A 19550-nucleotide genomic window follows, 5' to 3' on the forward strand; every position below is an offset into this window, starting at 1 on the left:
CGCGGATCCCTGGCGGGTGGCCGTCCCCGCCGTCACCGGTCCGGCGGCCGCAGGCCCAGACGCCGCAGCTCCACGTCGGCCAGTGCCCGCACGGCGGCCGGATCGCCGGCGTGCCAGCCCGCTCCGGTGCCGGCCGGCAGCGCGGCCAGCCGGGGGAGGGGTGCGGTGGCCAGCGCCCGCGCGGCGAGCACGTGCAGGTCCGGCGCGGCCCGCAGCAGGGCCCGGGCCGCGGACGCCTCCCGCACCCAGCGCAGCCGCCACGGCAGCCAGCGCGACAGCACCCAGCCGACGGGCAGCACCACCAGGACGACGGCCAGCACGGTGGCCAGGGTGGCGACGGCGTCCTGCGCGGCCTGGCCGGCTCCGGTGACCGAGCCGCCCGCGTCGGCGAGGGCGTCGAAGGGGACCGCCAGCTCGTCGCCGACCAGGGGCACGTCCTCCGCCGTGCCCGCCGCGTCGGTCATGTTCCCGGCCACCGAGGAGCCGAGGTCCTCGACCGCGCGCCCGGGCTCGGCCAGCACGAGCACCGCCGCGTGGACGGTCCGCGCCACCAGCACCCACAGCAGGACCCACGCGAGCACGCCGACGTCGGCGGCGAGCTGGCGGGTGCGCTGGACCGGGTGCTGGGCGTAGAGCTGCATCGCTGCATCCTCCGGCGGCCGCGCCGCGGGCGCAGGGGCGGTGGCGCGCGGGTCCGGAGCGCCCACGGTCGCTGCTTCCCGCCGTCCGGCCCCGGCGGGCCGCCCCCTCGTCCGGGCGGGGCACCGGGCCGCGTGCGCGGGGAATGGGCGCGGCGGTGCCTACACTCCGCCCGAGGCGCGCCCCGACCGGGCCGCCCACACGCGGGAAGTGACCCCGTCACCGTCGGGGGAGCGCCCGCCACACAACCGGGAGTGTCGGAGATGCGGGTCGGTGTCCCCCAAGAGGTCAAGAACCGTGAGTACCGGGTCGCGCTCACCCCTGCCGGGGTGACCGAGCTGGTCCGCGCGGGGCACGAGGTGCTCGTCCAGCGGGGCGCGGGGGAGGGGTCCTCCATCCCTGACGCCGACTACGTCGCCGCCGGTGCCCGGATCGTGGCCGACGCCGACGACGTCTGGGCCGCGGCCGACCTGCTGCTGAAGGTCAAGGAACCCGTCGCCGAGGAGTACGGCCGGTTGCGGGCGGACCAGACGCTGTTCACCTACCTGCACCTGGCGGCGTCCAAGGAGTGCACCGACGCCCTGGTCACCTCGGGCACGACCGCCATCGCCTACGAGACGGTGCAGACCCCCGACGGCGCCCTGCCGCTGCTCGCCCCGATGTCGGAGGTCGCCGGCCGGATGGCGCCCCAGGTCGGCGCGCACAGCCTCGAGCGGGCGCACGGTGGCCGGGGCGTCCTGCTGGGGGGTGTGTCGGGGGTCTACGCGGCCAAGGTCGTCGTCATCGGCGCGGGCGTCTCCGGCATGAACGCCGCCGCCATCGCCCTCGGCATGCAGGCCGAGGTGGTCGTCCTCGACCGCGACATCGACAAGCTGCGGGCTGCCGACCGGATCTACCAGGGACACCTGCAGACCGTGGCGTCGAACGCCTACGAGGTCGAGCGGGCCGTCCTGGACGCCGACCTGGTGATCGGCGCGGTGCTCGTGCCCGGGGCCAAGGCCCCCACCCTCGTCAGCAACGAGCTGGTGTCGCGGATGAAGCCCGGTGCGGTGCTCGTGGACATCGCCGTCGACCAGGGCGGCTGCTTCGAGGACACCCGGCCCACGACCCACGACGACCCGACGTTCCGGGTGCACGAGTCGGTCTTCTACTGCGTGGCCAACATGCCCGGCGCCGTTCCCAACACCTCCACCCACGCGCTGACCAACGTGACGCTGCCCTACGTGATGGCGCTGGCCAACGAGGGTGCCGCCGCAGCGGTGCGCAGCCATCCCGCCCTCGCCCACGGCGTGAACGTGGTCGGGGGCCAGGTGGTGCTGCCGGAGGTGGCCGAGGCGCACGGCATGGTGGCCGTCCCCTGGGAGGAGGTCCTGCTCTGACGCTCACCACGGACGTCCACGCCGCTCCCGCGCTGGAGCGCGTCGTCACCGGCTACCTCGACCACCTGACCGTCGAGCGGGGGCTGGCGGCGAACACCATCGCCTCCTACCGCCGTGACCTGCGCCGGTACACCGAGTACCTGGCCGCGGGCGGCGTGCAGGACCTCGGCGAGGTCGCCGAGTCGGACGTGTCCGGCTTCCTCGCCGCCCTCCGCGAGGGGGACGACGACCACCCCCCGCTCTCGGCGACGTCGGCGGCCCGCGCGGTGGTCGCCGTCCGGGGCCTGCACCGGTTCGCTCTGCTCGACGGCCTCGTGCCCGACGACGTGGCCCACGAGGTGCGCCCGCCCACGCCCGCCCGCCGGCTGCCCAAGGCGGTGCCCGTGGAGTCGGTGGTGGCGCTGATCGAGGCGGCGGGATCGGTCGAGGGCCCGCGGGGGCTGCGGGACCGGGCGCTGCTGGAGCTGCTGTACGGCACCGGGGCGCGCATCTCGGAGGCGGTCGGGCTGGCCGTCGACGACCTCGACCGGGGCCAGGCGGCGGTCCGGCTGGCGGGCAAGGGCGGCAAGGAGCGCGTGGTCCCCGTCGGCAGCTACGCCCTCCGGGCCGTGGAGGACTACCTGGTGCGCGCCCGGCCCGCGCTGGCAGCCAACGGCCGCGGCGGAGCCCGGGGAGGCGCACTGTTCCTCAACGTCCGCGGCGGGCCCCTGTCACGGCAGAGCGCCTGGGCCATCCTGCGCTCGGCGGCCGAGCGCGCCGGCGCCGCGGGCGGGATGGACCCCGCGTCGGTGTCGCCGCACACGCTGCGGCACTCCTTCGCCACGCACCTGCTCGACGGCGGAGCCGACGTCCGCGTGGTGCAGGAGCTGCTCGGCCACGCCTCCGTGACGACCACGCAGGTCTACACGCTGGTGACCGTGGACCGCCTGCGGGAGGTCTGGGCGACCAGTCATCCGAGGGCCCTGACCTGACACCCGGCGGCTCGGAGTCTTGGCAATTCCTGGATCCGGTTCGGCTTGAGCAGTCACACCCGTTGTCAGTGATCGCCATGTCGACATGTGTCCCGGCGTGCCTGCTTCGCACACTTCGCCACGCTTCGTAGCGTCCTCATCACCCGAGCGGGCAGGACGGCTGACCGCGACCGGAACCCCCGGGATCGGGCACGAGGTGGAGGCAACAGACCCATGGCTACCCGAGCGGACGCGGCCTCTGCCGTCGCGCGCCCGCACGACATCGGCTCCGAGATGGGGGCGGCGTCGCGGCAGGACCCCGCGCGTGCGCGGCAGCGTCCCCTGCCCGACCCCAAGCCCCTCACGGAGCACGGGCCGGCCCGGATCATCGCGATGTGCAACCAGAAGGGCGGCGTCGGCAAGACGACGTCGACCATCAACCTGGGCGCGGCCCTGGTCGAGTACGGCCGGCGGGTCCTGCTGATCGACCTCGACCCCCAGGGGGCGCTGTCGGTCGGGCTGGGCGTGCCGGCGCAGAACATGGACCGCACCATCTACAACGCCCTGATGGAGCGGAAGACCACGCTGGCCGACGTCCGGGTCCCCACCGACATCCCCGGTCTGGACCTCGTGCCCAGCAACATCGACCTGTCCGCGGCCGAGGTGCAGCTGGTCAGCGAGGTGGCCCGGGAGCAGACCCTGCTGCGGGTGCTCGCCGACGTGCGCGACGACTACGACTACATCCTCATCGACTGCCAGCCGTCGCTCGGCCTCCTGACGGTCAACGCGCTGACCGCGGCCCAGGGCGTGATCATCCCGCTGGAGTGCGAATTCTTCTCGCTCCGCGGCGTGGCGCTGCTGGTCGACACGATCGACAAGGTCAAGGAGCGGCTGAACCCGTCGCTGGAGATCTCCGGGATCCTGGCGACGATGTACGACTCGCGCACCGTGCACTGCCGCGAGGTGTTCAGCCGGGTGGTCGAGGCCTTCGACGACGTCGTGTTCCAGACCGTCATCCAGCGCACGGTGCGCTTCCCGGAGACCACGGTCGCCGGGCAGCCGATCACCACGTGGGCGCCGACGTCGTCGGGCGCCTCGGCCTACCGCGACCTCGCCAAGGAGGTGCTGGCACTGTGACCGGGCTCGCGAGGGCACCGATGGGTGCGGCGACCGTCATGCGCCCGACGAGCGCCAGCGGGAAGGCGTCATGACGCGGCGGCCGATCCTGCCCGGTGCGTCGGAGCTGTTCCGGCGCACCGACTCGGCGCCCTCGGCCCCCGAGGTGACCGAGCTGCCCAGCCTCAGCACGACCACCAGCTCGCCGGCGCTGCGCGGCAGCTCGGCCGGCCGGCGCGAGGAGGCGGCGGAGACGGTCCCGGGCACGCCGCTGACGCTGGTCCCCGGCGGCGCCGCGGCGCAGGACGACGAGCTGGCCTCGTTCCGGGGCTCGCCCCCGCCCGCTCCGGTGCTGCAGCCCAAGGTCGCCACCCGCGGGCGGCCGGCCCGCCGCACCGACCGCACCAAGCACGACGAGAAGATCACCGTCTACATCTCCGCCGACGAGCTGCTGGCGCTGGAGACCGCCCGGCTGACCCTGCGCGGCCAGCACGGCGTCGCCGCCGACCGGGGGCGCATCGTCCGCGAGGCGATCTCCGTGCTGCTCACCGACCTGGGTGAGCGCGGCGACGAGTCGATCCTGGTCCGCCGGCTGCGGGGGAACTGAGAGCCCGGCGCCTACCCTGGACGTCCGTGAGCGGCAGCACCGGCGCGGTCGGGAAGGCGGGGGAGGACGCGGCGCCGGCGGTGGAGGGAGCCGCGCCCGCACGCTTCACCGTGCGGCTGACGAACTTCGAGGGGCCGTTCGACCTGCTGCTGCAGCTGATCGGCAAGCACAAGCTGGACGTCACCGAGATCGCGCTGTCGAAGGTCACCGACGAGTTCATCGCGCACCTGCGGGCGCTCGGTGACCAGCTCGACCTCGACCAGGCCAGCGAGTTCCTGGTGGTCGCCTCCACGCTGCTCGACCTCAAGGCCGCCCGACTGCTACCGGCCGCCGACGTGGAGGACGAGGAGGACCTCGAGCTGCTCGAGGCCCGGGACCTGCTGTTCGCCCGGCTGCTGCAGTACAAGGCGTACAAGCAGGCGGCGGGGTTCCTCCGCGAGCGGGAGGCCGAGGCGGCGCGCCGCTTCCCCCGCTCGGCGGCGCTGGAGCCGCGCTTCGCCGACCTGGTGCCCGAGGTCGTCCTCGACCTGACCCCCGAGCAGTTCGCCGCGCTGGCCGCGCGGGCGCTCACGCCGCGGGCGCCGGAGGTGGTCAGCGTCTCGCACCTGCACGCCCCGCCCGTCAGCGTCTCCGAGCAGCTCCTGACCGTGCGCAACCATCTGCTGAGATCGGGGACGGCGACCTTCCGGGCGCTGAGCGCCGACTGCTCCCACACCCTGGAGGTGGTCGCGCGGTTCCTGGCGCTGCTGGAGCTGTACCGCCAGCAGCGCGTGGTGTTCGAGCAGCTGACGCCCCTGGGCGAGCTGCACGTGCGCTGGACCGGCGGCACCGCCGGCGCCCAGCGCGCCGGGGTGGACGTGGACGGCCCGGTCGAGGATGCCGTGGACGCGGGGACCGACGTGGACGAGGAGTACCGGTGAGCGGCGAGCAGGCGGGACCGGACGGCGACCGGCTGCCGATCTCCTGGGACGCGCTGGCCGCCGAGCTGGCCGCCACGCGGCAGGAGGCCGAGCGCCGTAACGAGCACGACCCCGGCACGTGGGACGCCGTCGCCGCGGAGCTGGCTGCCCGCGTGGCCGAACGGCCGGTGGAGGCGCCGCCGGAGCCCGCACCGGTACCCGCCGAGGACCCCGACGAGGAACCGCCGCAGGACCCGACGCCGGCCGACGTCCCGGCCGGTGCACCCTCCGCCGCCGAACCGGCCGAGGAACCGCTGAAGCTGCTGACGCCCGAGGAGCTGCAGGGCGGCCTCGAGGCGCTGCTGTTCGTCATGGACGACCCGGTCGACGAGCAGACCCTCGCCGCTGCGCTGCGCTGCCCGGTCGAGCAGGTGCGGACCGGCCTCGCGGCGCTCGCGGAGGGGTACGACCAGCGGCGGGCCGGCCTCACGCTGCGCCGGGTGGGGGAGGGGTGGCGCCTCTACACCCGCGACGAGCACGCGGCGGTCGTGCAGCGCTACCTGGTCGACGGGCAGCGCAGCCGGCTGACCCAGGCCGCGCTGGAGACCCTGGCCGTGATCGCCTACCGCCAGCCGGTGACCCGCGCCCGCGTCTCGGCCATCCGCGGCGTCGGCGTCGACGGCGTCATGCGCACCCTGATCACCCGCGGCCTCGTGCACGAGGTCGGCACCGATCCCGACAGCGGCGGAGGGCTCTACGCCACCACGCCGCTGTTCCTCGAGCGGCTGGGGCTGAGCAGCCTCGAGGACCTGCCGGAGCTCGCGCCGCTGCTGCCCGAGACCTCGACGGTCCTCGACGAGCACCCCGACGCCTGAAGCCCGCTTTCTGTACCGAAAGCTGGGCCGGACTCCCCAGCTTTCGGTACAGAAAGCTTCGAGGAAGCGGGGTGGGAGACTGGACGGCGATGAACGCGAGCGCTGACCAGGAGAAGACCACCGCGGCCGGCGAGGGCTGGTCCGAGGACATGGAACTGGCGCCGGCCCACCCCGGCGACCGGCCGTCCGCCGCCCCCGGCGACGACCGCGAGGGCGAGCGGCTGCAGAAGGTGCTGGCCCGTGCGGGCGTCGGCTCCCGGCGGGTCTGCGAGGAGATGATCGAGGCCGGCCGGATCAGCGTGAACGGCGCGGTCGTGCAGGTGCAGGGCCTGCGGGTGGACCCCGACCGGGACAAGATCGCCGTCGACGGGGTGCGGATCGAGATCCGCGAGGACCGGGTCACCTACGCGATGAACAAGCCGCCGGGCGTGATCACCGCGATGAGCGACGACCGCAACCGGCCGACCGTCGGTGACATGGTCGGCGACCTCGCCAAGGGCCTGGTCCATGTCGGCCGGCTGGACCAGGACACCGAGGGGCTGCTGCTCCTGACCAATGACGGCGAGCTGGCCCACCGGCTGGCCCACCCCTCCTACGAGGTCCGCAAGACCTACCTCGCCCAGGTGTCGGGCTCGGTGCCCCGCGACATGCCCCGCCGGCTGCGGGCCGGGGTGGAGCTCGACGACGGCCCGGTGAAGGTCGACTCCTTCCGGGTGGTCGACACCCACGCCGGGCAGTCGGTGGTCGAGGTCGTCCTGCACGAGGGGCGCAAGCACATCGTCCGCCGGCTGCTGGCCCACGTCGGCCTCCCGGTGTCCCGGCTCACCCGCACCGCCATCGGCCCCATCCAGCTGCAGCGCATGCGCTCGGGCTCCATCCGGAGGCTGTCCAAGGAGGAGCTTGGCCAGCTCCAGGAGCTCGTCGGGCTCTGAAAGAGGACCCCGTCTTCCCCACCCTTCGCAGGCTCAGGGTGGGACCCGGGACGGGGCCACGACGGACGACGTCGGCCCTGGCCGGAGCTCGATCAGGACGCCGGCGTCGGGGGAGCGGTGGACGCCCGGAGGACGAGCGAGGTGGCCAGGGTGCGGTGGACATCGGCGACCGCCTCGCCGGCGATGAGCGCCAGCAGCATGTCCGCGGCCTCCTGACCCATCCGCCGGATCGGCTGCTGCACCGTCGTCAGCGGAGGATCGGCCACCGCGGACTCCGGGATGTTGTCGAAGCCCACCACGGAGAGCTGACGAGGCACGTCGAGACCCAGTTCGGCCGCGACCTCCAGCGTCACCAGCGCCGAGAGGTCGTTCGCCGCGAAGATCGCGGTCGGCGGCTCCGGGTGCGACAGCAGCTCGCGAGCCGCCTCCCGCGCGAGCTCGGGGTCGAAGCCGCCGGGCCTCACCAGCGCCTCGTCGACGCGCAGTCCCGCGGCAGCGAGCGCCTCGCGGTAGCCCTGCTCCCGTTGCTGCGCGGACAGCAGGTCCGACCGTCCCGTGATCATGCCGATCCGGGTGTGTCCCGACCGGAGGAGGTGCTCCACGCCGAGGCGGGCGCCCTGCAGGTTGTCCGCAGCCACCGAGGGCAGCCCCGACGGACCGGTGTGCGGATCGACCGCCACCACCGGTCCGTCGGCCTGGACGTCCGTCACGGTCGGCGTCACGAGGACCGCACCGTCGACGAGGGAACCCATCAACCGGGTCAGCGATCGCCGCTCCCAGCCCACCTGCGCCTCGACGTGACCACCGGCGGAGTAGGCGATCAGCTCGTAGCCGGAGCCGTGAATCGCCTCGGCGACGCCCTTGAGGACCTCGGTGCTGAAGGGCTCGAAGTCCATGACGAGCACGCCGATCACGTTGGTACGACGGTTGCGCAGGCTGCGCGCGACGAGGCTCGCCTCGTAGCCGAGCCGGTCGATGACCTGGGTGACGTGGTCGACGGTCTCGGCGGACACGCCGTACCGGCCGTTGATGACCTTCGACACGGTGGAGATCGAGACGCCGGCCTCCGCGGCCACCTGCTGCATCGTCACGCGTCCGCGGAGGGACGGCGCAGGGAGGTTCGGGGTCGCGGGGCCCGGACCCACGCTGCTGCCCGGGCCGACGACGTCGTCACGGGAAGAGTCGAGCTTCATGAACAACCTCTCGTCGTCCGGGCCCCCGACGGTCGGGCCCGCACCGGAACTGGACCACGCCCGCGCCCGACCGCGACAGCTCCGACAACATCGGCGATGCAGGCTAGGAGCTGAAGCCCCGCGGACATGGCTTTTCGACGGGTGCTGGGCTCAGCCCTTGACCGCCCCCTGGAGCCCGCTGACGATGCGCCCCTGCATGGCGAGGAACAGCACCAGCGCGGGGATCATCGCGATGGTCGTGAAGGCGAGCACTCCCGCGGTGTCGGCCGAGTACTGGGTGGAGAAGTCGGCGACGCCCAGCGGGAGGGTCCGCATCTCGCCCTGGAGCAGCAGCAGCGGGAGGAGGTAGGCGTTCCAGGACGCGACGAAGGCGAGGACGCCAACGGTGACCAGCCCGGGCATGGACAGGGGCAGCGCGATCCGCCAGAAGATGCCGATCCGGGAAGCGCCGTCGATCATCGCGGCCTCCTCGACCTCCCTGGGCAGCGCCATCAGGAAGGGGCGCAGGATCACGACCGTGGTCGGCAGGGCGAAGGCCGCCTGCGGCAGAGCGACTCCCCACCACGTGTTGCCGAGCTGCAGGTCGCGAGTCACGAGGATGAACAGCGGGACGATCGCCACGGCCGCCGGGAAGAGCAGCCCCAGGACGAACACCAGGAACAGCGGTTCCCGGAGCTTGAACTGGTAGCGCGCCAGCGGGTACGCGGCCATCACGCCCGCCAGCACCGCGACCGCCGTGGTGATGAGGGCGATCACCGTCGAGTTCAGCGCGTAGCGCCAGAACTCGGAATTGGCGACGACGCCCTCGTAGTTGCGCAGCAGCCACGGGTCGGGGAGCGCGGCGGGGTCGCGCGCCAGTTGCTCGTTGCTGCGGAAGCCGCCGAGCGCGCCGTAGAGCACCGGCCCGAGCGTGAGCGCCACCACCGCGAGGGCCACCAGGTACACGAGCGGTCCACCCCGCCCGTACGTCGTCGCCCGTCGTGCCATCACCGGGACCTCCTCGCGGGTGCCTGCTCCACCGGGTTCATGCGTCGGCCTTGGTGTCGCGCCTCAGCACCAGGAACTGGTAGGCGACAGCCATCGCGAACCCGATCAGGAACAGCACGACCGACGCGGCACCGGCGATCCCGAAGTTGCTGCGCTGCGTGCCCTGGCTGACCAGGTACGTCGCCATCGTCGTCGTCGCGTTGGCCGGGCCGCCACCGGTCAGGATCCAGACCATGTCGAACAGCTGCAGCGAACCGATCATGGACAGGAAGCACCAGGTCCGGATGGTCGGCGCGATCAGCGGGATCGCGATGCGGCGCTGGACCTGCCACCACGAGGCGCCGTCGAGCTGCGCCGCCTCGTGCAGCTCGTCGGGGACCCCCTGCAAGCCGGCCAGGAAGAGCAGCACGGCCAGCCCCAGGTACTTCCACGTGAGCACGACGAAGACCGTGGCCAGGGCCAGGTCAGGGGTGCCGAGGAAGCCCTGCTCGGGGACCGGGATCCCCACCGACGTCAGCATGGTCTCGAGGAGACCGGACCGGGGCTGCAGCAGCTGGAACCACACGACGCCGGCGATCACCTCGGCCAGCACGTAGGGGACGAAGATGATCGTCCGCAGCAGGCCTCGCCCCCGGATGCGGCGGTTGAGCAGGAGCGCCAGCGCCAGTCCCAGCGGGAGTTGCACGAGGATCGACGCGAAGACGATCAGGAAGTTGTGGGTGACCGCGTCGGTGAAGACGTCGTCGGTCAGCACGCGGACGTAGTTGTCCAGCCCGACGAAGTCGACCATCGGGCCGAAGCCCTTCCAGCGGTAGAGGGACATCCGGGCTGCGGAGAAGACCGGGTAGACGACGAAGATCGCCATCAGCGCCAGGGCCGGCGCCACGAAGAAGAGGATCTCCAGGCGCTGCCGACCCTTGTCACGACCGGGGCGGCCGGTACCACGAGCGGAACGGCCGGTCACCCGGCGCGCGTCCGCGCGCCGGGTGACCGCTGCCCCCGGGTCCGCCGCCGTCACGGCGCCCTGGGAGGTCATCGTCGGATCACTTCTCCTGGTCGGCAGCCTGCTGGGTCTGGTCCACGATGTCCTGCGGCGTCGCCTCGCCCGCCAGGAGCAGCGCGACCGCGTCGTTCATCGCTCCACCGACCGACGCCCCGAACGCGGTGTCGAAGTAGAGCTGGACGTACGGCGCCGCGTCGCGGACCTCGAGCAGCTGGGCGAGCGCCGGGTCGGAGACGGACCCCGAGGCGGCAGGGTTCGTCGGGAGACCCATGTCGTTCTCGGCGAAGCCCTGCTGCACCTCGTCGGAGAGCAGGTACTTCACCAGGTCGACCGCTGCGTCGGGAGCCTCCTGCGAGACGGCCCACGCGTCACCACCACCGAGCTGGGCCTCCGGGTCACCCTCGCCACCCTCGACCGCCGGGAACGGGAACCAGCCGGTCCTGGCGCCGAGGCCCTGGCCGTCCTCGGTGAGGCCTTGCATGACGCCGGGCTCCCAGTGGCCCGCCAGCTCCATCGCGACCTGTCCGGTCGCGAGCAGACCGGAGGCCGACGTGGCACCCTCCTGCGCCGGCGTCGTCAGGAAGCCGGGGTTGAAGGGCTCGGTAGCGATGAACTCCTGGAGCTCCTCGCCCGCCTGGACGAAGCACGGGTCGGAGAAGTCGAGGCTGGTGACGGCGTCGGTCAGCACGTCCTCGGAGCACGAGCGCAGCGCCGTGTAGTACCAGTAGTGGGCGGCGGGCCACTTGTCGCCCGCGCCGACCGAGATCGGCGTGATGCCGGCGCCCTTCAGCGTCTCGACGGTGGAGGCCAGCTCCTCCATCGTGGTCGGTGGTGCCGTGATGCCCGCCTGCTGAAAGAGCTCCGTGTTGTACCAGAAGCCCACCACGCCCATGGAGAAGGGCAGCGCGTAGGTCTGGCCGTCGACCTGGAAGCCGGAGATCGAGCCGCCGATCTTCTCGATCTCCTCCGCCGCGTCCTCGGACAGGTCGCGGACCATGCCGGCTTCCACGTGGTCGGCGAGCTCGCCGCCGCCGCGCTCCATGTAGACGTCCGGCACGTCACCGCTCTGGAAGGCGGCCTCGAGCTTGTCCACCATGTCCTCGTGCGCCATCGCGACGACCTCGACGTCCACGCCGGGGTTGGCCGCCTCGAAGTCCTTGGCCACCTGCTCGTAGTAGCCCTTGCCGGGCTCGTTGTTCGAGTTGTGCCACCAGGTGATCGTGTTGTCGTCGCCTCCCGAGGCGCTGCTGTCACCACCGCCGCAGGCCGTGGCCGTCAGCAGCACCGCACTGCTGCACAGCACCGAGAGAGCTGCTCGCCCCGAACGCCGCATGTCTGACCCCTTCGTCACTCCGCACGCCGCCTGTGGCGTGGAACACGTGCGGAGAAGATGGCAGGGTCCGCTTGGCAATGTCAAACGTTGTCGATAACGTTTTCGATGTGACCTGGTCCACTGCCGCCGACGCGGTCCGGCGTTCCGAAGCCACGCTGACCGTCCGCCACGCCGACGGCTCGCCCTGCGCCGACACGGAGGTGCTGGTCGAGCAGGTCCGGCACGACTTCCCGTTCGGCAACATCGGCTTCGACTTCGTGGGGCTGGCCAACGAGGAGCGGGGCGAGCTCCGCGAGAACGTCTTCGGCGGAGCGGACCCGGAGGCGGCAGAACGGCTCGAGGACCTGTGGCTCGACCTGTTCAACACCGCGACACTGCCGTTCTACTGGGCCGGCTTCGAGCCGGTGGAGGGACAGCCCGACACCGCACGCCTGCGGGCCGCGGCCGCGTGGTTCCGCGACCGTGGCGTGTCCGTCAAGGGCCACCCCCTGGTCTGGCACACGCTCGCCCCGGACTGGCTGAGGGAGTACTCCGACGAGGACGTCGAGAAGATCGTGCGGGGAAGGATCCAGCGGGAGGTCACGTCCTTCGCGGGGCTGGTCGACACCTGGGACGCGATCAACGAGGTCGTCATCATGCCGGTCTTCGCCAACGAGACCCGGCAGAACGCGATCACCCGGCTGTGCCGCCGCATCGGTCGCATCCCGACCATCCGCCTGGCGTTCGAGGAGGCACGCGCGGCGACCCCCGCCACGACCCTGATCCTCAACGACTTCAACCTCTCGACGGCGTACGAGTGCCTCATCGAGGGCGTTCTCGAAGCCGGCGTGCAGGTCGACGCGATCGGCCTGCAGAGCCACATGCACCAGGGCTACTGGGGCGAGGAGCGGACGCTGGAGGTCCTGGAGCGGTTCGCGCGCTACGGGCTTCCGCTGCACTGGACCGAGACGACCCTGGTGTCCGGGGACCTGATGCCGCCGGAGATCGTGGACCTCAACGACCACCAGGTCGACGAGTGGCCCTCCACCCCGGAGGGGGAGGAGCGCCAGGCCGACGACGTCGTCCGCCACTACCGGACGCTGCTGTCCCATCCCGCCGTCGAGGCCGTGACCTACTGGGGGATCACCGACCGGGGGGCCTGGCTCGGCGCCCCCGCGGGACTGGTGCGCGCCGACGGCACTCCCAAGCCGGCGTACGACGCCCTGCGAGGCCTCGTCAAGGGGGAGTGGTGGCTGGCGCCGACCCGGCTGCGGACCGACGGCGAGGGCCGGGTGTCCGTATCCGGATGGTCCGGCGACTACACCGTGTCCGTCGGGGACGGGTCCGGCGGGTTCCGTCTGCGGCCGGATGCGCCGCCGCAGGAGGTCACCGTGGCCTGACCGCGGGACGCCCATCGCACCAGCAACGACGAGACAGGACGGACTTCCGAAGAGCATGGTCACCAACGTCGGCATCGACACCGCGCCGTGGCGCGACCCGGATGTCCCCGCCGAGGACAGGGTGGCGGACCTCGTCGGCCGCATGACGCTGGAGGAGAAGGTCGCCCAGCTGTACGGCGTGTGGGTGGGCATCGACGCGACCGCGGGCGAGGTGGCCCCGCACCAGCACGAGATGGCGGCGGTGCCGGTGGAGTGGGAGGAGCTGATCCGCAGCGGGCTGGGGCAGCTGACCCGGCCGTTCGGGACCGCGCCCGTGGACCCGCTCCTCGGGGCCAAGGGCCTGGCGGAGAGCCAGCGGCAGATCATGGCGGCCGGCCGCTTCGGCATCCCCGCGCTGGTGCACGAGGAGTGCCTCACGGGGCTCGCGGCGTGGACGGCGACCGTCTTCCCTTCGCCGCTGTGCTGGGCGGCCAGCTTCGACCCGGACCTCGTGGAGCGGATGGGCGCGCTCATCGGGACGGGCATGCGCCGGCTCGGCGTCCACCAGGGGCTCGCCCCGGTCCTCGACGTCGCCCGGGACCTGCGCTGGGGGCGGGTCGAGGAGACCATGGGTGAGGACCCGCACCTGGTGGGCACGATCGGCAGCGCCTACGTCCGCGGCCTGGGGTCGAGCGGCATCGTGGCGACCCTCAAGCACTTCGTCGGCTACTCCGCCTCCCGCGCGGGGCGCAACCTCGCCCCGGTCTCGGCCGGCCCACGGGAGATCGCCGACGTGTTCCTCCCGCCCTTCGAGATGGCCCTGCGGGCGGGGGCGCGGTCGGTGATGAACTCCTACACCGACATCGACGGGGTGCCCGCGGCGGGAGATCCGGCGCTCCTCACGTCGCTGCTGCGGGAGACCTACGGGTTCACCGGCACCGTGGTGGCTGACTACTTCTCGATCGCCTTCCTGCAGACGCTGCACGGCGTGGCCGCCTCACCGGCGGAGGCGGCCGCGCGTGCCCTGGAGGCGGGTATCGACGTGGAGCTGCCGACCGTGAGCTGCTACGGCCGGCCGCTGGTCGAGGCGGTGCGCAGCGGTGCCGTGGACGAGGGCCTGGTGAATCGGGCGCTGCGCCGGGTGCTGCTGCAGAAGTGCGAGCTGGGCCTCCTGGACCCCGACTGGTCGCCGGACTCGGCGGCCGTCCTCGACGGCGAGGTCGACCTGGACTCGGCGGAGTCCCGGGCCCTCGCCGGCGAGCTCGCCCGCCGCTCGGTCGTGCTGCTCGCCAACGACGGGACGCTGCCCCTTCGGCCCGGGCTGCGCCTGGCGGTGGTCGGTCCCCGCGCCGACACCGCCCAGGCGATGCTCGGCTGCTACTCGTTCCCGATGCACGTCGGTGTGCACCACCCGGACGTGCCCGTCGGCGTCGACATCCCGACGCTCGCCGACGCGCTGCGGGCGGCCCCGGAGGCGTACGACGTCGTCGTCGCCGAGGGCTGCCCGGTGCTGGGTGGTGACGACGAGGGGATCGCAGCCGCCGCGCGGGCGGCGGCCGACGCCGACGTGTGCGTCGCCGTCCTCGGCGACCAGGCGGGCCTGTTCGGCAACGGCACCTCGGGAGAGGGCTGTGACGCCGTGGACCTGCGGCTCCCCGGCCGCCAGGAGGAGCTGCTGGAGGCCCTGCTCGCGACGGGGACCCCCGTCGTGCTCGTCCTGCTGGTCGGCCGCCCCTACGAGCTGTCCCGGCAGGTCGACCGGCTCGCCGCGGTGGTGTGTGGCTTCTTCCCCGGTGAGGAGGGCGGTCCCGCGGTCGCCGACGTCCTCAGCGGGCGGGTGGCGCCGTCGGGCCGGCTGCCGGTGAGCTTCCCGCGGGCGGAGAGCAGCCAGCCCGGGACCTATCTCGCGGCGCCCTTGGGCCGGCGCACCGACGTGAGCACGGTGGACCCGACCCCGCTCTTCCCCTTCGGGCACGGGCTGGGATACGGCTCCGCGACCTGGGCGGGGGTCCGGGCGGTCGGCGGATCGCAGTGGGACACCGGCGGCACCAGCGAGCTGGAGGTCGAGCTCCGCAACGACACCGACCGCGAGGTGACGGAGGTCGTGCAGGTCTACCTGCACGATCCCGCCGCCGAAGTGGTCCGTCCGGTGCAGGCCCTCCTGGCGGCCCGGCGGGTCGACCTGGCGGCGCGGTCCGCCGCGACCGTCCGCTTCACCCTGCACGCCGACCTCACCTCGTTCACCGGGCGGGACGGCGCGCGGATCGTCGAGCCCGGTGAGGTGGAGCTCCGGGTGGGCGCCTCCAGCGCCGATGTGCGGGAAGCGCTGCGGTTCACCCTCACGGGCCCTCGCCGCACGGTCGGCTTCGAACGCCGGCTGCACCCGGAGAGCGTCGTCCGGCACCGGCCGGCGGACGGATCCCGCGCGAGCGAGGACGGCGCCTGATGCCGCAGACCGACCTCCCGCTGGAGGAGCTACAGCGCTACGACCCGCAGCTCCCGGCTCCGGACGACCTCTGGGACTTCTGGGAGGCGACCCTGGCCGAGGCGGCCGACCGGACGCTGGACGTGTCCTGCACACCGGTCGACACCGGCCTGGTGACCGTCGAGACGCACGACGTGTCCTTCTCCGGCTTCGGTGGCTCCCCGGTCCGCGCCTGGCTGCACCTGCCTGCCCGCGCACTGCGTGGTGACGGCCCCCTGCCCGCGATCGTCCAGTACCAGGGCTACAACGGCGGACGGGGTCTTCCGCACGAGCACGTCTTCTGGGCCTCGGCGGGGTTCGCCCACCTCGTCGTCGACACCCGCGGGCAGGGGAGCGGCTGGACCGTGGGGAACACCGGCGACCCGGTGGGTTCCGCGGCCGCCCAGCCGGGGTTCATGACCCGTGGCGTGCTGTCCCCGCAGGACTACTACTACCGGCGCGTCTACACCGACGCCACGAGGGCCCTCGACGTGCTGCGGGAGCACCCGGAGGTCGACGGCGACCGGATCGCGGTGACCGGCATCAGCCAGGGCGGCGGCATCGCGCTGGCCGTCTCGGCGCTGGCCCGCGGGGTGCGGGCGGTCCTGCCCGACGTGCCCTTCCTCTGCGACTTCCCGCGTGCCACGCGCACCGCACCGGGCGACCCGTACGGCGAGATCGTGCGGTACCTCAAGGCCCACCGTGACCACGTGGACCGCGTCTTCCGGACGCTGAGCTACTTCGACGCCGCGGTCCTCGGCCGCAGGTCGTCGGCTCCGGCACTGTTCTCGGTCGCCCTCATGGACGAGACCTGCCCACCGTCGACGGTCTTCGCGGCCTACCACGCGTACGGCGGGCCCAAGGGGATCAGGATCTACCCGTACAACGACCACGAGGGCGGGGAGGCCCACCAGCAGCGCGAGCAGCTCGCCTGGCTCCGGAGTCGGCTCGAGGTGCGGACCGCCCGTCCCGCCTGACGCTGCCCGAGCGGTCCGCACCGCCCCGTGCAGGAAGAATCCGACGCACAACCCTTCGAGAGGACAGCACCATGAGCAGCCCCCAGCCGACGCGCGAGGACAAGTTCACCTTCGGCCTGTGGACGGTGGGTTGGCCGGCCCGCGACCCGTTCGGGGACGCCACCCGCCCCGCGCTCGACCCGGTAGAGAGCGTCCACCGGCTGGCCGAGCTCGGTGCCTACGGCGTCACCTTCCACGACGACGACCTGATCCCCTTCGGCAGCGATGACGCCGCGAGGGAGAACCACATCAAGCGCTTCCGGGCCGCGCTCGAGGAGACCGGCCTGGTGGTCCCGATGGCCACCACCAACCTGTTCACCCACCCGGTGTTCAAGGAGGGCGGCCTGACCAACAACGACCGCGACATCCGCCGCTACGCCCTGCGCAAGGTCATGCGCAACATGGACCTCGCCGCCGAGCTGGGTGCGCAGACCTACGTCCTGTGGGGTGGCCGCGAGGGCACCGAGGTCGACACCGCCAAGGACCTCAAGGCGGCGCTGGACCGCTACCGCGAGGGTCTCGACACCCTCGCGCAGTACTCCATCGACCGCGGCTACGGCCTGCGGTTCGCGCTCGAGCCCAAGCCGAACGAGCCGCGCGGCGACATCTTCCTGCCGACCATCGGCCACGCGCTGGGCTTCATCTCCACCCTCGAGCACGCCGACCTGGTGGGCCTCAACCCCGAGGTCGGGCACGAGCAGATGGCCAACCTCAACTTCACCCACGGCATCGCCCAGGCACTGTGGCAGGGAAAGCTCTTCCACATCGACCTCAACGGCCAGCACGGCCCGAAGTTCGACCAGGACCTGGTGTTCGGCCACGGTGACCTGCTCAGCGCGTTCGCCACCGTGGACCTGCTGGAGAACGGCTTCCCCTCCGGCGGCCCCCGCTACGACGGCCCGCGGCACTTCGACTACAAGCCGCTGCGGACCGAGGACATGGACGGCGTGTGGGCCTCGGCCGCGGCCAACATGCGCACCTACCTGCTGCTCAAGGAGCGGGCGGCGGCCTTCCGGGCCGACCCCGAGGTGCAGGAGGCGCTGGCGGCCGCCCGGGTCGCGGAGCTGGCCCAGCCGACCCTGGACGAGGGCGAGAGCTACGAGGACCTGCTCGCCGACCGCTCGGCGTTCGAGGACTTCGACGCCGACGCCGCGGGCGCCCGCGGTGGCGGGGTGATCCGGCTCTCCCAGCTGGCGGTCGAGCACCTGCTCGGCGCCCGCTGAGCCGGCGGACCGGTCCATGACGCTCGTCGGCGGGGTCGACACCTCGACGCAGGCCTGCAAGGTCGTGGTGCGCGACGCCGCCACGGGAAAGCTGGTCCGCGAGGGCCGGGCCGGGCATCCCCCCGGCACCGAGGTCGACCCCGCCGCCTGGGAGGCGGCGCTGCGCCAGGCCGTCACCGAGGCGGGCGGTCTGGACGACGTGGCGGCGGTCGCCGTCGGCGGCCAGCAGCACGGGATGGTCTGCCTCGACGAGGACGGCGAGGTCGTGCGGCCGGCGCTGCTCTGGAACGACACCCGGTCCGCGGGCGCGGCGGCCGACCTGATCGCCGAGCTCGGGCCCGGGAAGGCCGGCCGCACGGCGTGGGCGGAGGCGGTCGGCGTCGTCCCGGTCGCCTCGTTCACGGTCACCAAGCTCCGGTGGCTGGCCGAGCACGAGCCGGAGAACGCGGCCCGGACCGTGGCGGTCTGCCTGCCGCACGACTGGCTCACCTGGCGGCTGGCCGGCTCACCGGGGTTGGACACCCTCGTGACCGACCGGGGCGACGCCAGCGGCACCGGCTACTGGTCGGCGTCCAGCGGGGAGTACCGGATGGACCTGCTCGAGCGCGCGCTCGGGCGGACGGCGGCCGTGCCCCGCGTCCTGGGGCCGGCGGAGGCGGCCGGGACGGCCACCACCGGCGCGGTGCTGGGGCCGGGCACCGGCGACAACGCCGCCGCGGCGCTGGGGCTGGCCGCCGAGCCCGGCGACGTGGTCCTGTCGATCGGCACGTCGGGCGTGGTCTCGATCGTCTCGGAGGCCCCGGCGGTGGACCCGACGGGCACCGTCGCCGGGTTCGCCGACGCGACGGGCCGCTTCCTGCCGCTGGTGGCGACCCTCAACGCCGCGCGTGTCCTCGACGCCACGGCCCGGCTCCTCGGCGTCGACCACGCCGAGCTGTCCCGGCTGGCGCTGTCGGCGCCGGCCGGCGCTGGAGGGCTGGTGCTGGTGCCCTACCTCGAGGGGGAGCGCACGCCCGACCGGCCGCGTTCCACCGGCGCCGTGCACGGGCTGACCCTCGCCACCGCCGACCCGGCGCACCTGGCCCGGGCGGCGGTCGAGGGGCTGCTGTGCGGACTCGCCGATGGACTGGACGCCGTGGCGGCGGGTGCCACCCCCGTGCGGCGGGTGTTCCTCGTCGGCGGCGGCGCCCGCTCCGAGGCCGTGCGCCGGCTCGCCCCGGCGATCCTGGGCGTGCCGGTGCTGGTGCCACCGCCCGGGGAGTACGTCGCCGACGGCGCCGCCCGGCAGGCCGCCTGGGTTCTCTCGGGAGGCGAGACGCCGCCGTCCTGGGGCACCGCCGGGACCGAGGTGTACGAGGCCGATCCGGTTCCGCACGTGCGGGAGCGCTACGCCGAGGTGCGCGACCTCACTGCCGACCGCACCTGACCCGCCCCGCGCCGCGGGCCCGCACCACCGCCGATCCCGCAGCAGTCAGCACGTCCACGGCGACGCGGGTCCACGCCGGCGCGGAGCGGCCCGCGGTCGACCCACCGCGCGCGTCGACGGGCGCCGGCCCCCGTGAGGGGACGTCCTCCC

At 73.3% G+C, this 19550-nt stretch carries 17 protein-coding genes; 12 read left to right on the plus strand and 5 right to left on the minus strand.

Annotation, left to right across the window (positions count from 1 at the left end; all coding sequences use genetic code 11):
- Positions 1 to 32: 32 nt before the first annotated feature.
- Positions 33 to 641 (minus strand): hypothetical protein, encoded by a 609-nt coding sequence (locus ACFSHS_RS19145; protein ID WP_376879568.1) that lies wholly within the window; start codon positions 639 to 641, stop codon positions 33 to 35.
- A 261-nt stretch (positions 642 to 902) separates the two neighbouring features.
- On the opposite strand from ACFSHS_RS19145, the gene ald reads away from it, so the two are divergent.
- From ald to ACFSHS_RS19180, 7 genes are all read left to right on the plus strand, one after another.
- Complete coding sequence (ald, locus tag ACFSHS_RS19150; protein WP_376879570.1) at positions 903 to 2018, plus strand: alanine dehydrogenase; 1116 nt, start codon at positions 903 to 905, stop codon at positions 2016 to 2018.
- A gap of 32 nt (positions 2019 to 2050) precedes the next feature.
- On the plus strand, positions 2051 to 2989 hold the full coding sequence (locus ACFSHS_RS19155) for a site-specific tyrosine recombinase XerD (protein ID WP_376879853.1): 939 nt from the start codon (positions 2051 to 2053) through the stop codon (positions 2987 to 2989).
- 213 nt (positions 2990 to 3202) lie between these two features.
- Entirely contained in the window at positions 3203 to 4105 is a 903-nt protein-coding gene (locus ACFSHS_RS19160) for a ParA family protein (RefSeq protein WP_376879572.1), read from the plus strand.
- Between the two features lie 70 nt (positions 4106 to 4175).
- Positions 4176 to 4691 (plus strand): hypothetical protein, encoded by a 516-nt coding sequence (locus tag ACFSHS_RS19165; RefSeq protein WP_376879574.1) that lies wholly within the window; start codon positions 4176 to 4178, stop codon positions 4689 to 4691.
- 26 nt (positions 4692 to 4717) lie between these two features.
- A complete protein-coding gene (locus tag ACFSHS_RS19170; RefSeq protein ID WP_376879576.1) occupies positions 4718 to 5611 on the plus strand; it encodes a segregation and condensation protein A in 894 nt (297 codons plus the stop codon).
- A complete protein-coding gene (scpB, locus tag ACFSHS_RS19175) occupies positions 5608 to 6465 on the plus strand; it encodes an SMC-Scp complex subunit ScpB (protein ID WP_376879579.1) in 858 nt (285 codons plus the stop codon). Before ACFSHS_RS19170 ends, scpB begins: the two co-directional genes overlap by 4 nt.
- Before the next feature lie 89 nt (positions 6466 to 6554).
- Positions 6555 to 7397 carry a pseudouridine synthase gene (locus tag ACFSHS_RS19180; RefSeq protein ID WP_376879581.1) on the plus strand — a complete coding sequence of 281 codons (843 nt, stop codon included), beginning with the start codon at positions 6555 to 6557 and terminating at the stop codon, positions 7395 to 7397.
- A 92-nt stretch (positions 7398 to 7489) separates the two neighbouring features.
- Here ACFSHS_RS19180 and ACFSHS_RS19185 read toward each other — a convergent pair whose 3' ends face one another.
- From ACFSHS_RS19185 to ACFSHS_RS19200, 4 genes are all read right to left on the minus strand, one after another.
- Entirely contained in the window at positions 7490 to 8482 is a 993-nt protein-coding gene (locus ACFSHS_RS19185) for a LacI family DNA-binding transcriptional regulator (protein WP_376879855.1), read from the minus strand.
- Positions 8483 to 8740: 258 nt separating this feature from the next.
- Positions 8741 to 9577: a carbohydrate ABC transporter permease gene (locus ACFSHS_RS19190; protein WP_376879583.1), complete on the minus strand. Its 837-nt coding sequence runs from the start codon at positions 9575 to 9577 to the stop codon at positions 8741 to 8743.
- A 37-nt stretch (positions 9578 to 9614) separates the two neighbouring features.
- Complete coding sequence (locus tag ACFSHS_RS19195) at positions 9615 to 10613, minus strand: carbohydrate ABC transporter permease (protein WP_376879585.1); 999 nt, start codon at positions 10611 to 10613, stop codon at positions 9615 to 9617.
- A gap of 7 nt (positions 10614 to 10620) precedes the next feature.
- Positions 10621 to 11883: an extracellular solute-binding protein gene (locus tag ACFSHS_RS19200; protein ID WP_376879587.1), complete on the minus strand. Its 1263-nt coding sequence runs from the start codon at positions 11881 to 11883 to the stop codon at positions 10621 to 10623.
- Between the two features lie 137 nt (positions 11884 to 12020).
- Between ACFSHS_RS19200 and ACFSHS_RS19205 the strand changes: the two genes are divergently transcribed.
- The 5 genes from ACFSHS_RS19205 (at position 12021) to xylB (ending at position 19400) form a co-directional block, all read left to right on the plus strand.
- Complete coding sequence (locus tag ACFSHS_RS19205; RefSeq protein ID WP_376879589.1) at positions 12021 to 13292, plus strand: endo-1,4-beta-xylanase; 1272 nt, start codon at positions 12021 to 12023, stop codon at positions 13290 to 13292.
- A gap of 55 nt (positions 13293 to 13347) precedes the next feature.
- Positions 13348 to 15717: a beta-xylosidase/alpha-l-arabinosidase gene (locus ACFSHS_RS19210; RefSeq protein ID WP_376879591.1), complete on the plus strand. Its 2370-nt coding sequence runs from the start codon at positions 13348 to 13350 to the stop codon at positions 15715 to 15717.
- On the plus strand, positions 15717 to 16712 hold the full coding sequence (locus tag ACFSHS_RS19215; RefSeq protein ID WP_376879593.1) for an acetylxylan esterase: 996 nt from the start codon (positions 15717 to 15719) through the stop codon (positions 16710 to 16712). Before ACFSHS_RS19210 ends, ACFSHS_RS19215 begins: the two co-directional genes overlap by 1 nt.
- A 71-nt stretch (positions 16713 to 16783) precedes the next feature.
- Positions 16784 to 17974 carry a xylose isomerase gene (xylA, locus tag ACFSHS_RS19220; protein WP_376879596.1) on the plus strand — a complete coding sequence of 397 codons (1191 nt, stop codon included), beginning with the start codon at positions 16784 to 16786 and terminating at the stop codon, positions 17972 to 17974.
- Positions 17975 to 17990: 16 nt separating this feature from the next.
- Positions 17991 to 19400 carry a xylulokinase gene (gene xylB / locus ACFSHS_RS19225; RefSeq protein WP_376879598.1) on the plus strand — a complete coding sequence of 470 codons (1410 nt, stop codon included), beginning with the start codon at positions 17991 to 17993 and terminating at the stop codon, positions 19398 to 19400.
- Positions 19401 to 19550 lie beyond the last annotated feature (150 nt).

The sequence above is a fragment of the Blastococcus deserti genome (genome assembly GCF_042682525.1).
GTDB lineage: Bacteria > Actinomycetota > Actinomycetes > Mycobacteriales > Geodermatophilaceae > Blastococcus_B > Blastococcus_B deserti.

Coding starts and splice junctions, on each gene's coding strand:
- ACFSHS_RS19145 (WP_376879568.1), bottom strand. CDS start 641: ATGCAGCTCTACGCCCAGCACCCGGTCCAGCGCACCCGCCAGCTCGCC.
- ald (WP_376879570.1), top strand. CDS start 903: ATGCGGGTCGGTGTCCCCCAAGAGGTCAAGAACCGTGAGTACCGGGTC.
- ACFSHS_RS19160 (WP_376879572.1), top strand. CDS start 3,203: ATGGCTACCCGAGCGGACGCGGCCTCTGCCGTCGCGCGCCCGCACGAC.
- ACFSHS_RS19165 (WP_376879574.1), top strand. CDS start 4,176: ATGACGCGGCGGCCGATCCTGCCCGGTGCGTCGGAGCTGTTCCGGCGC.
- ACFSHS_RS19180 (WP_376879581.1), top strand. CDS start 6,555: ATGAACGCGAGCGCTGACCAGGAGAAGACCACCGCGGCCGGCGAGGGC.
- ACFSHS_RS19185 (WP_376879855.1), bottom strand. CDS start 8,482: ATGCAGCAGGTGGCCGCGGAGGCCGGCGTCTCGATCTCCACCGTGTCG.
- ACFSHS_RS19190 (WP_376879583.1), bottom strand. CDS start 9,577: ATGGCACGACGGGCGACGACGTACGGGCGGGGTGGACCGCTCGTGTAC.
- ACFSHS_RS19195 (WP_376879585.1), bottom strand. CDS start 10,613: ATGACCTCCCAGGGCGCCGTGACGGCGGCGGACCCGGGGGCAGCGGTC.
- ACFSHS_RS19210 (WP_376879591.1), top strand. CDS start 13,348: ATGGTCACCAACGTCGGCATCGACACCGCGCCGTGGCGCGACCCGGAT.
- ACFSHS_RS19215 (WP_376879593.1), top strand. CDS start 15,717: ATGCCGCAGACCGACCTCCCGCTGGAGGAGCTACAGCGCTACGACCCG.
- xylA (WP_376879596.1), top strand. CDS start 16,784: ATGAGCAGCCCCCAGCCGACGCGCGAGGACAAGTTCACCTTCGGCCTG.
- xylB (WP_376879598.1), top strand. CDS start 17,991: ATGACGCTCGTCGGCGGGGTCGACACCTCGACGCAGGCCTGCAAGGTC.